The organism is Acinetobacter sp. ANC_7503, assembly GCF_056780035.1.
On record NZ_JBWYJA010000013.1, the window covers coordinates 1 to 16,081 of the forward strand.

At 39.2% G+C, this 16,081-nt stretch carries 16 protein-coding genes; 7 read left to right on the plus strand and 9 right to left on the minus strand.

Annotation, left to right across the window (positions count from 1 at the left end):
* On the minus strand, positions 1-178 hold a 178-nt coding region (locus AC1M9M_RS12990; protein WP_481596568.1), incomplete at its 3' end, for a CoA-transferase.
* Positions 179-450: 272 nt separating this feature from the next.
* Here AC1M9M_RS12990 and pcaU point away from each other — a divergent pair.
* Positions 451-1,275 carry an IclR family transcriptional regulator PcaU gene (gene pcaU, locus AC1M9M_RS12995; protein ID WP_180028016.1) on the plus strand — a complete coding sequence of 275 codons (825 nt, stop codon included), beginning with the start codon at positions 451-453 and terminating at the stop codon, positions 1,273-1,275.
* Positions 1,276-1,352: 77 nt separating this feature from the next.
* Here pcaU and pobA read toward each other — a convergent pair whose 3' ends face one another.
* The gene (gene pobA, locus AC1M9M_RS13000; RefSeq protein WP_481590765.1) at positions 1,353-2,543 is read right to left on the minus strand and encodes a 4-hydroxybenzoate 3-monooxygenase; all 1,191 of its coding nucleotides are present in this window, start codon (positions 2,541-2,543) and stop codon (positions 1,353-1,355) included.
* 155 nt (positions 2,544-2,698) lie between these two features.
* On the opposite strand from pobA, the gene AC1M9M_RS13005 reads away from it, so the two are divergent.
* The 6 genes from AC1M9M_RS13005 to AC1M9M_RS13030 all read left to right on the plus strand — a co-directional run bounded on the left by AC1M9M_RS13005 (position 2,699) and on the right by AC1M9M_RS13030 (position 8,433).
* Positions 2,699-3,508, plus strand: a complete 810-nt coding sequence (locus tag AC1M9M_RS13005) for an IclR family transcriptional regulator domain-containing protein (protein ID WP_180000496.1) — start codon at positions 2,699-2,701, stop codon at positions 3,506-3,508.
* Positions 3,509-3,873: 365 nt separating this feature from the next.
* Positions 3,874-5,220, plus strand: a complete 1,347-nt coding sequence (locus AC1M9M_RS13010) for an MFS transporter (RefSeq protein ID WP_481594067.1) — start codon at positions 3,874-3,876, stop codon at positions 5,218-5,220.
* Between the two features lie 64 nt (positions 5,221-5,284).
* Positions 5,285-6,550, plus strand: coding sequence for an OprD family outer membrane porin (locus AC1M9M_RS13015; protein ID WP_481596542.1), 1,266 nt, complete (start codon positions 5,285-5,287; stop codon positions 6,548-6,550).
* A 140-nt stretch (positions 6,551-6,690) separates the two neighbouring features.
* Entirely contained in the window at positions 6,691-7,269 is a 579-nt protein-coding gene (locus AC1M9M_RS13020) for a nuclear transport factor 2 family protein (protein ID WP_171260728.1), read from the plus strand.
* Positions 7,239-7,739 (plus strand): chalcone isomerase family protein, encoded by a 501-nt coding sequence (locus AC1M9M_RS13025; RefSeq protein WP_481596543.1) that lies wholly within the window; start codon positions 7,239-7,241, stop codon positions 7,737-7,739. The genes AC1M9M_RS13020 and AC1M9M_RS13025 overlap by 31 nt, the downstream gene beginning before the upstream one ends.
* Positions 7,740-7,749: 10 nt before the next feature.
* Positions 7,750-8,433, plus strand: a complete 684-nt coding sequence (locus AC1M9M_RS13030) for a response regulator transcription factor (RefSeq protein ID WP_481596544.1) — start codon at positions 7,750-7,752, stop codon at positions 8,431-8,433.
* 49 nt (positions 8,434-8,482) lie between these two features.
* Here the strand turns inward: AC1M9M_RS13030 and AC1M9M_RS13035 are convergent, their stop codons facing one another.
* The 7 genes from AC1M9M_RS13035 to AC1M9M_RS13065 are packed head-to-tail and all read right to left on the minus strand — an operon-like array spanning position 8,483 to position 15,981.
* Complete coding sequence (locus AC1M9M_RS13035) at positions 8,483-9,826, minus strand: sensor histidine kinase (protein ID WP_481591954.1); 1,344 nt, start codon at positions 9,824-9,826, stop codon at positions 8,483-8,485.
* Positions 9,827-9,870: 44 nt separating this feature from the next.
* Positions 9,871-10,920 carry an SAM-dependent methyltransferase gene (locus AC1M9M_RS13040; RefSeq protein WP_180028022.1) on the minus strand — a complete coding sequence of 350 codons (1,050 nt, stop codon included), beginning with the start codon at positions 10,918-10,920 and terminating at the stop codon, positions 9,871-9,873.
* A gap of 8 nt (positions 10,921-10,928) precedes the next feature.
* A complete protein-coding gene (locus AC1M9M_RS13045; RefSeq protein WP_481596545.1) occupies positions 10,929-11,708 on the minus strand; it encodes a DUF1295 domain-containing protein in 780 nt (259 codons plus the stop codon).
* Between the two features lie 20 nt (positions 11,709-11,728).
* On the minus strand, positions 11,729-12,925 hold the full coding sequence (locus tag AC1M9M_RS13050) for an SAM-dependent methyltransferase (protein WP_035269391.1): 1,197 nt from the start codon (positions 12,923-12,925) through the stop codon (positions 11,729-11,731).
* 1 nt (position 12,926) lies between these two features.
* Entirely contained in the window at positions 12,927-13,715 is a 789-nt protein-coding gene (locus AC1M9M_RS13055; protein ID WP_481596546.1) for a DUF1365 domain-containing protein, read from the minus strand.
* 8 nt (positions 13,716-13,723) lie between these two features.
* Positions 13,724-15,010 (minus strand): NAD(P)/FAD-dependent oxidoreductase, encoded by a 1,287-nt coding sequence (locus tag AC1M9M_RS13060; RefSeq protein WP_481596547.1) that lies wholly within the window; start codon positions 15,008-15,010, stop codon positions 13,724-13,726.
* Positions 15,007-15,981, minus strand: coding sequence for an acyl-CoA desaturase (locus AC1M9M_RS13065; RefSeq protein ID WP_481596548.1), 975 nt, complete (start codon positions 15,979-15,981; stop codon positions 15,007-15,009). The genes AC1M9M_RS13060 and AC1M9M_RS13065 overlap by 4 nt, the downstream gene beginning before the upstream one ends.
* Positions 15,982-16,081 lie beyond the last annotated feature (100 nt).

Here is a 16,081-nt window from a genome sequence, read left to right on the forward strand (position 1 = left end):
AATCACCATTACCTGCGTTGTTGTTGACGATCACTAAGTCTTTAATACCGAGTTCAATTAAGCCATCGATGAGTTCAGCAGGCTGACCTGCAGTACCAAACCCACCAATCATAATGGTTGAACCGTCTTTAATTTGGAATAAAGCTTCAACTAAAGACTGTGACGATTTATCGATCATCCAACAACTCCCTCTGTACAACATATTTTAATATTTGGGGAATCCACGATTAGCGCAATTTCAATCTGGACGGAGATTGAAATATGCAACTAAATCGCTTGGATTCCGTCACTCCATTCTTGATAAATTAAAAAGCTTGAGCTACCTTGAAAAAAGGTTTTTGTACGATTTACAGATTTTTTGTTCGATGATCGAACAATATCTTGAGTATATTGCTCAAGATTCTAAATCAGCATCAATAATTCAATTTTTAAAATAGCAAGGAAAATGCTGTGTCTACAGAATCAGACTCAAGGAACAGACAACTTCAAAATCCAGATAATAAAAAGTGGATTCGTCATGAAGACTTTATTGCAGGTATCAGCAAAGGACTTGCTATCTTGGATTGTTTTGCAAATGACCGTCACCGTTTAAATGTGACCATGGCTGCAGAAAAAACAGGGTTGACTCGAGCCGCTGCAAGGCGACATTTAATGACTTTAGAATATTTAGGTTATTTAGAGTTTGATGGTCATTACTATTATTTAACACCTAAAATTTTAAAATTTTCAGGTGCATATTTAAGTGGTGCACAGCTGCCTAAAATTGCTCAGCCATTGTTGAATTTACTTACTCAGCAAACCTCTCTCATTTATTCCGTGATGGTATTAGATGGCTACGAAGCTATTACGATTGCACGTAGTGCAGCGCATCAACAGACTGATCGTGTTAATCCTTATGGATTACATTTAGGTAACCGACTACCCGCTCATGCGACATCTGCAGGGAAAATTTTATTAAGTTATTTATCCAAGGAAGCACAACAAGAATGGTTGGAAAAATATCCACTCAAAGCACTCACCAAATATACGTATACCGATAATGAGAAATTTATAAAATTATTAGCAGAAGTTAGAGCTGATGAATATTGTTACTCAGCTGAAGAACATGAGTTAGGCGTACATGCTTTGGCTGTACCTATTCACAATCATCGTGCTGATGTTGTCGCAGCATTGAACATTGTGTCACCGACAGGTAAAACCAGTAAGGAATATTTAATTCAGTATATTCTGCCCTTATTACAGCAAACCTCGATTGAATTTAGACAATTTGTTTAATAAAAAAACACACCAAATTGTGGAACAATTTGGTGTGTGCTAAAAATTAGCCAATGGATTAAGCTTAACTTCGAGGATTAACTCGCTTTTTGGAGTGGTAGTCCAACATAGTTTTCAGCAAGCGTAGTTTGCCCTGCTTCTGAACCAAGAATATAACTTAATTCAGCTTGTTTGATTTTATGCTCGAATTCGGTTTCTGTCTCAAAACGATGTAATAAATGAGTCATCCACCAAGAGAAACGCTCTGCTTTCCATACACGTTTTAAGCAATTTTCAGAATACTGCTCAATCCCCTGCTCAGAACCCGTTTGATAATATTCAATGAGAGCTTGAGAAAGATACGCAATATCAGATGCAGCGAGGTTTAAACCTTTAGCTCCTGTTGGCGGTACAATATGAGCAGCATCACCCGCCAAGAACATTTTACCAAAACGCATTGGCTCAGTGACAAAACTACGTAATGGCGCAATACTCTTCTCAATTGATGGACCAGTCACGAGCTTTTCACGGCTTTCAGGATCTAGACGATTTTTTAACTCTTCCCAAAATTGCTCATCTGACCAATTTTCAACTTTATCCGTTAACGGTACTTGTAGATAATAGCGACTTCTCGTGTTAGAACGCATACTGCATAATGCAAATCCACGATCAGATTGCACATAAATTAGTTCCTCCGCAACAGGAGGTACATCTGCCAATACCCCTAACCAGCCAAATGGATAGACTTTCTCAAAAGTTTTAATTTTGTCTTCTGGCACACTGGCACGGCACACACCATGGTACCCATCACAACCTGCGATAAAATCACATTCAACTTTAACTTGCTGACCATTATGCTCAAAAGTAACACTTGGTTGACCGTAGAAATCATGTACTTGAACGTTAGCTGATTCATAGTATGAAGTGAGTTGAGCCGCTGTGCGAGCCTGCATTAAATCTTTGGTGACTTCAGTTTGGCCATATACCGTAACTTGTTTACCACCCGTCAACTGCGTTAAATCAACACGGTGCTTTTCACCATTGGTTAGAATTTCAATACCCTGATGAGGTAACCCTTTTTCACGGAGTTGCTGATCTACACCAGCTTCAGTCAATAAATCTACTGAAACTTGCTCTAAAATCCCAGCACGGATACGACTGGCAACATATTCAGCACTACGCTGTTCAATTAAAATATGATCAATACCCGCTTTATATAGCAGTTGACCGAGTAATAAACCTGCTGGACCTGAACCAATAATCGCGACTTTGGTTTTTAAAATTTCCATATTGCAAACACCCTCAATTTTTTTCCTTTTGTAAAACCTAATGAAATTCCAACTGAGGTACTAGACTTTAGCCCTAAATACGACCGAATTTAGTGACAAATGACCGATCATCGGACAAGATATCAGAATTAAAGGGTGTAAATCAGAGCAATATCATGCGCAATGAATTGATTTCAAATGCTAAAAATAAAGAAGTAATTCAATATGATGATTATATTGCAGGCCTTGCTAAAGGTTTGAATCTATTAGAGTGCTTTGGTGTTGAACGTCAAAAATTAAATGTCACCCAAATTGCTGAACGTACAGGATTGAGTCGAAGCGCAGCACGACGATATTTAAGAACTTTAAAATTTTTAGGTTATTTAGACACAGATGAACATTTTTATTGGCTCACCTACAAAGTTTTACGCTTTTCAAGTGCTTATCTAAGCTCTGCATATTTGCCAAAAGTCGCTCAACCTATGCTGAATTTACTCAGTATCAAAACTGCACTGAGCTATTCAGTCACGGTACTCGATGAACATGAAGTAGTACCTGTTGCGAAAAGTGTTCCTCAACAGAACGAATCATCTAAAATGAGTCCGTTGGGTATTCATCTAGGTAATCGCCTTCCAGCCTACGCCACCTCAACAGGTAAAATACTACTCTCAAGATTGAGCCATGATGAACTTAATCAATGGCTTGCACAATATCCACTCAAGAGATTAACGCCTTTTACCATCATAGATCATCAAAAGTTTATAAACACTATTGCAACTGTTCAAAAACAGGACTATTGCATTTCTACAGAAGAACATGAATTGGGAATTATTGCTTTAGCTGTCCCTATTCTCAACATGCAAGGTGATACTGTAGCCGCACTCAACTGTATCGGATCCAGCCACAGAATTACAGAAACATATTTAATCCAAAATATTTTGCCCCAGCTTAAACAAGTAGCTCATGATTTGCGCGCTATTTTATAAAATTCGGAAGATTCGAATGAACTTTTAAGATTTTTTTCCTTTCTTTAACTGAGGCGTTCATTTTTTTAATCCCTAGTACTTTAGTATATTTTTCAAGTACTTCTTCGCAAATATGGATCCATTTAATCTAAAATATATCTAAGTTAATATTTTTTTGCTTGAATTTGGATCCAATAATGCTAAATTCATGCACATTGCAGACGTGTTGATTATTTCATCAATACCAGAATATGGACGGGTTCTGACTGCGATGAACACCTTAAACATTACTAGGATGACTTCTGAAGTCTGCCTACGTTTATGACATGTAATCACATGCCACACGTAGTGCTTTTCAATGAGGTCTTATTCCATGGAGAAAGTAAATGGTTCAGAACCCGCGTGAGGAAATGAATAACAAGACCATGAATGGGTTTCAGTGGTTTGTTATCGGTATCTGTATTTTATTAAATGTTATTGATGGCTTTGACGTTCTTGTCATGGCCTTTACTGCTGCATCTGTTTCTGCCGAGTGGGGACTGACTGGCGCTGAACTTGGTGCACTATTGAGTGCTGGCCTATTTGGTATGGGTGCTGGCTCACTATTTCTTGCACCTTGGGCTGACAAAATCGGTCGCCGCCCACTCATCTTACTTTGCCTACTTATCTCTGGAGTAAGTATGGTTGCAGCATCATTTGCTCAGACTGCAATGCAACTTGGCATGATGCGTTTTGTGACTGGTTTAGGCATCGGCGGTATTCTCGCAAGTAGTAATGTTATTGCAAGTGAGTACGCATCTCTGCGTTGGAGAAGTCTCGCAGTCAGCTTACAATGTACAGGTTACGCGATTGGTGCAACCGTTGGTGGGATTATTGCAATTGCGCTTATCAGCAATTTCGGATGGCGTGCAGTCTTCTTAACAGGTGGTTTAGCGACTTTATTCATGTTGGTCGTGTCTTATTTCACCTTACCAGAATCACTTGATTACCTTTTGGTTAAACAGCCAAAAAATGCTCTAGAACGTATTAATGTTTTAGCAAAGAAAATCAATATTACCCCATTACAGCAACTTCCTACGGTCACTATGACCAGCGAACAAGCAAAGAGTGGTTTGGCACGTTTGTTCAGCCCTAAATTGGCACTTCAAACGATTTGTATCTGGTTTAGCTTCTTCTTCGTTATGTTTGGTTTCTACTTCGTCATGAGTTGGACACCAAAAATCTTATCTGCAAATGGGATGACCACTGAACAAGGTGTAACAGCAGGTGTCCTGATTAGTGCTGGCGGTATGTTTGGTGCTGCGCTGTTAGGTCTGATTAGTTCACGTATCCGTATTTACTATGTTCAAGCGGCTTTCCTTGCCTTAACTGCAATCTTGATCTGGTTATTTGTGAACAGTACTGGTTCACTCATGATCGCATTCATTCTTGCTTTATTCCTTGGCATGATGTCAAACGGATGTGTCGCAGGTCTATATGCGATGTCTCCTGCAATCTATGATGCTGATGTTCGTGCGACTGGTGTAGGTTATGCGATTGGTTTTGGTCGTGTAGGCGGTATTTTGTCTCCACTAGTTGCAGGTGCTTTCCTCGACAGTGGTATCTCATCACTTGTACTTTACGGTTATTATGCGTTGGCATTCGTTGCAGCCATTATCATGGTATTAAGCATTTCAAAACTCAAAAATAAAGAAACTGCACAATTGCATTTCCAACAACCAACATCTGCATAATCATTTTTTAAATACTTTAGAGCTAGACAAGACGTCTAGCTCCACTTTTCATATAGGGACAATAATGAGATTTTCTGCAATCTTTTTAGGGGTAATTGCGTCTGGATTTCTATCAACAACGCAAGCAAATTCATTTATAGATGATTCATCAGTCAATCTAACAGCTCGCAATTTTTATTTTGATCGCGCATATACACAAGATGCATCAGGTAAAGATCAGAAAGACTGGGCTCAAGGTTTTATCTTTAAAGCTAATTCAGGCTATACACCAGGTACCTTAGGACTAGGTTTAGACATTATGGCACTGGCAGGTTTTAATCTTTTAGGCAGTGATGCCGATGATTATGCAGCTTCGGGATTACTGCCAAGCAGTCCATCAGGTAAAGCTGATCAGTATGGAGAAATTCGCTGGACGGCAAAAGCGAAAGTGGGCAAATCGACTTTACATGGGGGTACACTCGCACCAATGTTCCCTGTTTTGTTCTCTTCACCAGCTCGTTTATTCCAGCAAAATTATCGAGGTACACATCTTCAAATCAATGAAGTGGATAATTTGAAAATTCATGCCCTGTATGTGGATCGTGTGAATCAACGTGATTCAACAGATTATGAAAAAATTAAAGTTGGCAATCCTAATAATCGATTTAAGACTGCTGCTGAATCATCTGGCTTACACATGCTTGGTGCTGAATATAAATTTAACGATCAAATTAGTGCGCAACTCTTTCATGCCACCCTTCATGATGTTTATCACCAAAATTTCATTGGTGCAAAAAGCAAACATGATATAGGTATTGGGCATTTATTAGGGGATGTACGCCTGTTTGTGAGTGAAGACTCAGGTGAAGCTCGTGCAGGACATATTGAAAATCAACATTTGAGCGGTATTTTTGGGCTTAACCGTAACAATCATACTTTCAGTTTGGGCTATATGCAGTCTTTTGGTGATACAGCTCTTCCGACCTTAGCGGGTTCAGAGCCAGCAGTGTTCTTAGATAGTATGAGTGCTGATTTCACCAACATTAATGAAAAAGTCTATCACGCACGCTATGACTATGACTTTAAAGACACTTCATTGAAAGGTCTAAAGTTTATGACTCGTTATAGTAAAGGCGATGATATTGAAATTCGTAACACCGACAATCAGACGTTTGAACAAGATGCTCTTGATTTCGAGCTCAGCTATCGTGTTCCAACGGGTAAACTCGAAGGTTTAAATATTCGTACACGTTATAGTCGCTACCGTAACGATATCCCACCAGTAGGTATGGCATTTAAGTCGGATGACGAAATGCGTGTCAACATTGATTACACTTGGAAATTTAAATAAAACAAAGTTAAAGGGAGTTCAACGGAACTCCCTTTAACACAAATACCTTTCATCGAACACAGCTCATATTTTAATTTCACATCCATTTCACAAGATTGCCAGTAGATTAAAAAATAAGAATAAATTAGTGGATTGAGATCATGAAACACGTCAAAAAAATTGTGGCTGCGACATTGAGCCTTCCTCTACTCTTTTTATCAGGCTGTGCAAGCATTCCAAGTTACTCTGATGATTATGCTCAAGCAAGATCGACAGTTCAAGGCATCACCATGACGCCTGCCAAAGCTCAAGATATAGGGGTTCGTTTTACCAGTGCATTCAATACTTTAGGTACACCTGAATTCACTAACCGAGCAAGCAATCTGTATGCTGACAGTTTATATATCAATGACACACTTTCACAATTTAGTAAGCGTGAAAATCTAGTCGAACATTTCAAAGGTATGAATAACCGTGTCAGTAATGTTTCAGTCAAATTGCTCAACACATCACATTTTGACGACTCAGCCTATGTGCATTGGCGTATGGCATATGATTTTAAAATCTTCGGCACGACTCGAAGCATGGAATCACATGGAATTAGTGAAATAAAACTCAATGAGCAAGACAAAATTGTGTTCCAGCAAGACTTTTGGGACCCAGCTGATGGCTTATTTCGCTCACTACCATATGCTGGAGGGTTATACGCATGGTTATTACCTTTCAAAAAATCGCAATAATGGCCCTCTCTGCTTTGAATCTATTCTTCTTACCACTCGCGCATGCACAAAGTGTGCGTGAGTGTGGTCAAGGAGACCTCAAAGTCGGACAAAAAAATGTCGGTAAAGCAACTTATTTCGCTCAAAATTGTCAAAGCACTTGGAAGAATCAAGATATTCGCATGGACTTTGCTTATACTCAAAATATTCCAGAATGGGCTTTTAAAAAGGCTGCAACGCACTTTCTCAAACGAAATGTCAAACAAGCCAATACGTTGAAACAGCTTGACCAGATCACACAATTGTATCAACCCGTTCGATCTGGTGATATTTACAGTCTAAGCTATACCCATACGACCCAGACTTTAACTTTGAGTCTAAATCAAAAAATTTTGGGTAAAATTCAATACATGAATGCCAATGATTATTTTAATATTTGGCTGGGTTCGTCTCCATTTAGTGATACTTTAAAAAAGCAATTATTGGACTAATCGTGTCGACATGACTAAACATTTTATTTTAATGGTCGAAGATCATTACGAACTTGCTTCAACATTATGTGAATTTTTAGAAGAGCATAATTTTGTGGTTGATCATGCGCGTAATTTGGATGTGGCACGTCAACTGCTTAAACAACATCCTTATCATATTCTGCTGTTAGATATTAATTTACCTGACGGTACAGGTTATGACCTGTGTAAATGGCTTCGCAACGAACAGGGACTCGACCTCCCAGTACTGATGCTGACTGCTCGTGATACTTTGGATGATAAATTAAAAGGTTTCCGAGCAGGTACAGATGATTATTTAGTGAAACCATTTGATTTCAATGAATTGGTTTATCGTGTTCGTGCACTGATCAAACGCTCATTAGGAGAAGTATCTAACAGCCAAATCAAAATTCACGATCTCACATTAGACCCTGCTTTACAACAAATCACACGTGCAGGTCAAATGATCGAACTGCCACCTATTCAATTCAAACTTTTAAAATTACTTATGCGAAACTCACCTAAAGTGCTCACTAAACAGGAGATCATGCTTGAGTTATGGGGGGATGAAGAACCAGAAAGCGATGCACTCAGAAGCCATATCTATAATTTAAGAAAAATGGTCGATAAGCCGTTTGAACAAAAATTAATACACACCGTTTCAGGGGTAGGTCTAAAGATCGCAGTTGAATAAAACTAGTTACTACTGAATTCACACTTCAGATCAAATTCCCCCAAATACACTATTTTGGAGGCTGATCATTCAAGTAAACGACCACAATCAGTCCTGAACTGAGTGACAAGTCAACTTTTGGATGAGTCATCAAATAGTATTCACGATCAAATAACTCTACTCTCCAGCCAAGTTGTTTACATAATTTTTGAACCAGTTGTAGCCCGATACCATGACCTTTGATATCGAGTTGCAGCTGCTGATTCGTTAACTCTTGCACCTTAGAGTTATTCGGCAAATCAATCCCGATACCATTATCTGCGACCAACACTTTATTTTTTTCAAGAATGACATTAATACTTGTGCCTTGAGAGTAATTCAATGCATTTCTTAAAATATTGCTGAATACCATTTTCGTCATCGATGGATATAAATGACGTTTGACCTCATCAACTTCGATGTTTAAATCGATACTCATTCCTTTAGCCAAACTGACACTATTCAAGTCGCTTACAACATCTTGAAGCAGTTCTGATAAGCGTGTTTTTTCACTTTGTAAATTACTTGTGGTATTTCGAGCAATCGCCAAAAGTGTATCGACCAATAACTGCATATCTTCAATTGTGTTTTGCAATCGAGTAAAGGATTTGTTATCACCATAACGGGCCTGACAAAGTTGTACATTACCCTTCAATATTGTGAGCGGTGTTCGAAGTTCATGACTAACATCGCCAGTAAACTCTCTTTCACGCTGAATGAATTCGCTTAGAACTTGATGATATTTTTCAAGTGCTTGCTTGAGATATTCAGCCTCCAAATTAGAATCTGTTTTAATTTCTTTAAATGGTGATGCTCGATTATTCTGATGTTCCCAATCGATATGTTCGAGTGCATTGGCTAAGCGTGTGATGGGCGAAAAATAGCGGCGTGCACGGCGATTCCACCACCACAGCACACTGTATAGCAAAAATAAGCTGACCATGAGTGGCGCTAAACCAAACAGCCAAATAAGCTTATTAACATTACTTTCACCAAACACTAAAAAAACGTGTTCACCATTGCGTGTCCCATAAACCGTCATCCGGTCTTTACCATCGATATAGTGTCGATGTACACCCGATTGGAGTTTTAAATTACGAAATTCAGAGGGGGCTAACTCGTCATCGGACCAACGATATCCATATAAATTTTTAGTGTCGGGTAAAGCAGCTTCTGGATTACGCTCCATACGCTGCCAGTAATGCTCCATCTCCTGTTCGAGCGCTGTGGTCAGCAATGTTCCTTTAATGACCCAAGCACTGCAACCAATCCCAATCACAATAGACAAGGCAATAAGACCAATTTGTAGCCAATAATAGCGGTTAAACACCTCACCCAAAGGATGATCGCGTTTATCCCTAAATAGCCTCATCATGGACATGTACCCTCTTCACCTTATCGCTAAAATTAGTTTGAACTTCAAACAGCTCGCTTCTTAAACAAATAATGGCCAATCACCCACTCACGACCTTTGTCATAACCAAACAGTTCTGCACAAGCCATGAAAAAGATTCTCCAACGTTGCCACCAGATTTCCGCATCTTGACCATAAGTTTGCTTAAATAGTGGTTTAAGTAAGTCCTTTTTTTGGTCCATATTATTTAACCATGCATTGGCTGTATGTTCATACTGTTGTCCAGACCATTGCCATTGGTTTTCTAACTGTAAATGATCCTGAAAGTGCAGGAAAGTCGAAACAGCAGGCATTAAACCGCCTGTAAAAAAATATTTAGACATCCAGTCATAATCATTTTTAACTTCAAATGGATAGTGAATAAATCGATGGCAGAAAATATGACACCACAATAAACCATCTGCTTTGAGCCATTGGCTAATATTGGCAAATAATCGCTGATAGTTTCGAACATGCTCAAACATTTCAACGGATACAACACGATCAAAAGAGTTTTGCTCCAACTCGAGTTGATTTACATCACAGGTGATGACTGTCAAATTGTTAAATTGCTTTTCTTTGGCTTGTTGTTGAATGTGAAGACGTTGAGTATTGGAGTTTGATACTACCGTAATGTTGGCATTTGGATAATGCTCTGCCATATACAAACTGAGTGATCCCCAACCACAGCCTATTTCTAAGATGTCCTGACCATCTTGTAACTGCGCACGTTCACAGTAGACCTGCAGGGCATTTTCCTCAGCTTGATCTAAACTGGTTTTAGCATCATGGAATAAACTGGCACTGTACTTTAAACGCTTGCCCAACACGGCCTGAAAGAATGCTGTAGGCAATTCATAATGTTGTTCATTTGCCTTGTCTGTATCAATCGCGATTTCACTTTTTTTCAAGTCTCTTAATACATCCATATAACGCTGTGAAGCGAATACAGGGTCAAAACGACCTTCTTGCTCAAGACGTTTTTTGCAAAGTGCTTGGATACCAAGACGAATAACTTGATCTGGAACTTTGCCACTTTCAATGAGTTTTAACGATTGTTGAACGATTGAATCCATGTAATTACCTACTTTTTCGGTGGCCAAGGAAGAAACATTGATGTTTTTTGTTGGTACATCTTGTAGTTTGCACCACGATTTTTGAGCGCTTGCTGTTCACTAAATGGAATACCCGTGATGTAGTACAAAAAGAGCCACATCAACACTGGATAGATCCACAACCAAGGCGTTCCCGCCGCTATACCTAAGATTGGATAAGCAAACCAATGTATCCATTCAAAAAAGTAATTCGGATGGCGTGAATATTTCCATAACCCTTGATCCATCGTTTTGCCACGATTATTCGGGTTCAATTTAAATTGATACAACTGATGATCTGCGAGTGCCTCACCAATAAATGCAACCAGCATGATTAATCCTGAAATCAGCAGCAGCAGTTCTGTCGAGTTACTCCACTGCATCGCAGGTATACTGAGCAATTTGATCATTGGATATGAGAATAAGGAGATCAACCCAGCCTGAAATAGAAAAAAGAGAAGAAAACCTAAATGTTGAAAGTCTCCCATCGCACGGCGCATATTGGCATAACGCGTGTCCTCAGCATCTTCTCGGATATATCTTCTGAATAAATGCCATGCTAAACGGAGAAACCAAAGACTACTCGCGATCGCTAGAAAAATGCGAACAGATGTAGGGGCTTCATTCATTACATTTGCTGCGATGAGGACATTTAAAGCTATTCCAAAGCTCCAAATGACATCGACCAAACCTGCACGATGATTAAATGTCACCCAAATCCATGCACAAAGCATCAGGAAAACATTCATCACAAATAAATTGAGCAACATCGAGATGTCCTCTCACTGATTTAGTATGGACTTGCTTCAAACAATAAATGCACATCACTAATGACGCCTTCGAGAAAACCTCCTTCGCAATAACATAAATAAAAATCCCACATGCGAATAAAGTTTTCATCAAAACCCAGTGCTAAAACTTGCTCACGCTGTTGTAGAAAACGTTCACGCCAGCAGTGAATCGTTTGTGCATAACTTAAACCAATATCTTCAAGATGCTTTAGACGTAATTTTTGTTCTGATGCAACGTTGGTCATCACGCTGATACAAGGAATAAAACTACCTGGGAAAATGTATCTTTTGATGTAATCGACCGTACTCAATGCCTTTTCATATCGCGCATCTTCAATGGTGATGGCTTGAATAAGCGCCAAACCATTAGGTTTTAACAGCTGTCTACACTTTTCAAAATATGTCGATAGATATTGAGCACCAACGGCTTCAATCATTTCAATTGAAACCAATTTATCGAATTTACCTTCAAGTAAACGATAATCTTTTAATTTAACTTCAACACGATGAGACAGACCCGCAGCGTCAATTCTAGCTTTAGCTTCGTCATATTGAGCTTGAGAAATGGTAATAGTAGTCACTTTACAACCATAGTTTTGCGCAGCATAGATCGCAAAACCACCCCATCCACTGCCAATTTCAACCAAATGATCCATCGGTTGAAGTTTCAATTTTTGGCATATGATTTCTTTTTTATAATCGGATGCTTGTTCCAAAGTCATAGATTGATCTTTGAATACCGCGCTGGAGTACATCATGCTCGGATCAAGAAATAACTTAAAAAAGTCATTACTTAAATCATAATGCTCAGCAATATTTTTGCGACTACCTTCCAATGAGTTTTTACGCGATGCATACCAAGTTTTGAGCAAGAGTTGACTCGCCTTTGCTAAGGCACTTTGGTTCATACGATCTAAAATATCGCGATTTCTCGCAAGAATTCGCACAATCTTCACTAAATCTGGTGTCGTCCAATATCCTTGAATGAAACCTTCAGCTGCACCAAGAACCCCCTGACGAAAAAGTAGATCCATCAACTTTGCATCATGGACCTCAATCACTGCGTCTAGATCACTCACCTCACCGACTGAACCCTCCCAAATCCCTTTAAAATGAATTTGGCCGTGTTTTAATTTCAGTAAATGACGTAATACCAACGGTAGTGAAGATTGCTCTCCCATTAACAATGATTTCATATCACAGCTTATCCTTCGTTTTATTGGGATGCCGATAAAATGGAACTCTATTTATCCAAAGCTTAAAGGCATGATAATAAATACCTGCAACCATCTTGATCGGCTCAAATAGTTTAAAAACAGCATAGCGATGAAGTTGTGAAGGAAGTGTGATGGGAGTTAACTCAAAACGCATTGATGCATCGAATTGTAATTTTTCCTCTTTAAACAATTGCATAAGCACATAATTTTGTTTTTCAGCCAAACTAAACGTCCATTGATACTTCAGATCCATTGGCATGAAGGGTGACACGTGAAAAGCTTTGTCAAACTGGAAGTGGAAGCTCGTATATTCGGAATGCTGCTCCCCCCCGGTGCGACAATCGTGAACATATACCTGTCTTTCTAACCAGGGTGTATTGGTGATTTCACTGAGAATGAACTGTAATTTTTGCTGGGCATTAAATAGAAAATAAAAAACCACCGAATTAAATCTGAAGCCAAGCGTGCGCGGCAAAGCCAACACCCGAATTTCAGCGAGCTCCGTCGGCTCTTCTAAAGTATGCTCTTCCAACACATGCAGAACCTTCTCTCGAATCGTGCCTTGATAGTTTGCCAAGAAGTCATCAGGATTGAGGCTCAGAAAGTTCCATTTTTTCGTTGACCAAAGTATCGAAGTTTGCGCGAAGTGTTTGAGCTGTTCTGGATCAAACCACAAATACGTCAGCTGACTCTGAAAAGCATAAGGCTTAGGCAAGTAACGGCGATGACGAATGTCAGCAACTGCAATTGCAAGTGGATACAGCTGCATAAGTACTCCTAAGTGGCTTGATTCGATGAATTTAATAAGGCTTCAACCACCCATGACGCACTTCTTGCACCATCTTCATGGAAGCCCCATCCCCAATAAGCACCACAAAAATAGGTCCGATTTAAACCGTTTATTTCAGACCATCTTGACTGAGCTGCAATGGATTCCGCATTAAATACAGGATGACGATAGTGACGCTGAACCCAGACTTTGTTTGGATCTAAATCAAAATTCGGATTTAATGTCGCAAAAATCTGAGTTTCACATTTCAAATTTTGTAGCTGATTCATCCAATAACTAAATCCATAATGGACACTACTTTGCTGAAATGGAGTGACTTGACCCGCTCTATTCGGTGTGACATGCACATGCCAACTTGCCCACTGACGTTTTGATTTTGGCATAATGCTGGTATCTGAATGCAACACCATATGATTGTCTTGATACTGAAATTTTTCTAATATTTCTGATTCTTTAAACGTTGGTTCAGCGAGCAACTTCAATGTGTCATCTGCATGACTTGCAAATACTACCCAATCAAACCGTTCAACTCCCTCCCCCGTTTCAATACTCACGTCATTTGCTGAGCGCTTAACTGACTTCACTTCTACTTTTTTAAACTGAATATGCTTTGCTTGAGTTTGAATTGCACGGATATATTTAGAAGACCCGCCTTTTACGGTTAACCATTGTGGTCGATCTTTGAGTTGCAACATACGATGATGTTGAAAAAAACTGACTACAAATTTATATGGAATCTGACCTGCTTGCTCCACTGGGCATGACCATAATGCACCGCACATCGGATAGAGATGCTCTTGCCTAAACGCATCCGAGTATCCATGCTCGTTAAGATATTGCTCAATAGTGTAATGCGGGTCGGTCTCATCCACATCAAGATCTTTATTTGCTGCATAAAATCTGAATAAATCTGACAGCATCGCTCTAAAGCGGGTCTTTAAAAAATTCTGTGGTTTGAACAATAATGAGAATTTCTTGGAAGGGTTATATTGCAGTCCTGTGACCTGATTATTAACTGAAAACCCCATATCGCTGCTTTGAGCTTGTACACCAAGCTCCTTCAACATCTCACAAAATAAAGGATAGTTGTGTTCATTAAAAACAATGAATCCGCTATCCACTGCAACTTGCTCACCATCGATCTTTAATTGATGAGTATCAGTATGTCCCCCAAAATAATTATTCTTTTCAAATACGGTCACCTCATGCAACTTACTCAACTTCCAAGCAGCATAAAGTCCTGAAATACCCGATCCAATAATTGCAATTTTCATCTTGATTCCTTTGACTGAACTTGAGAATGTTGGAGTTTTGCCTTTTTCGAACGCGTAATTTTACTTGCTTCATAAACTCGAGCTGGTATGGGTTTCATTCCCCAAACCAAGCCAAACCATGACATAAATTTTAAGATGTAATAGGTCACATCGATCTGCCACCAATAGAACCCTTGGCGCGTACTTCCTGCATAAAAATGATGATTGTTGTGCCAGCCTTCACCAAGTGTAATTAGAGATAAAAATAAGTTGTTGCGACTATGATCATTCGTCTCAAAATCTCGGCTTCCATAATGGTGAGCCAGTGAGTTAATGCACAATGTGGCATGAATAAGCAGAACAGTTGAAATTGCGCCTCCCCATACCAATAACTGTAAACCACTGGTTCCCCAATGCGGCCACATCCAAGCAGCCCATTCCCCAAGACCATAAATTCCGATAGCCGTTATTAAGACGATCATCAAACTAAAACGATCTAACCAAATCAGCTCCGGAAACTTCAGCCAATCTTTAATGACTCTTTTACGTGTTGAAAAATTATATTCATTTAAAAACCAACCGACATGGCTATACCAAAATCCATGCGTTGATGAATGTGGATCTTGAGGAGTATCTGTATAACGATGATGATAACGATGATGTGCTGCCCACCATAATGGTCCACGCTGCGCACTCATTGTGCCAATTAAAATAAAGATAAATTGCAGCCATCTCGAAGTTTGAAAAGTTTTGTGTGACAAATAACGATGAAAAAAAGCCGTGATTGCGAACATGCGAATAAAATAAAAAAACAACATAAATGCAAAAGCAAACCAAGAAAACCCGACCCAAAATACTGCCAGACAAGCAAGATGCAGTAGGATAAAAGGAATTATTCTGAGCCATTGAATCTGTTTACTCTCAGAGGTCAATGCATCATGTGGTACGCTTACGGACCAACTATCCAGCCATTGCATGAGGCTTTTCAACATACAGTCATCCCAAACTAAGCAATCGATCTTTATCATTTAAATAAAGTCTAGTTCTTGATATATGAAGTTTATGTGAAGCACACGCTACATCTTGAATTTC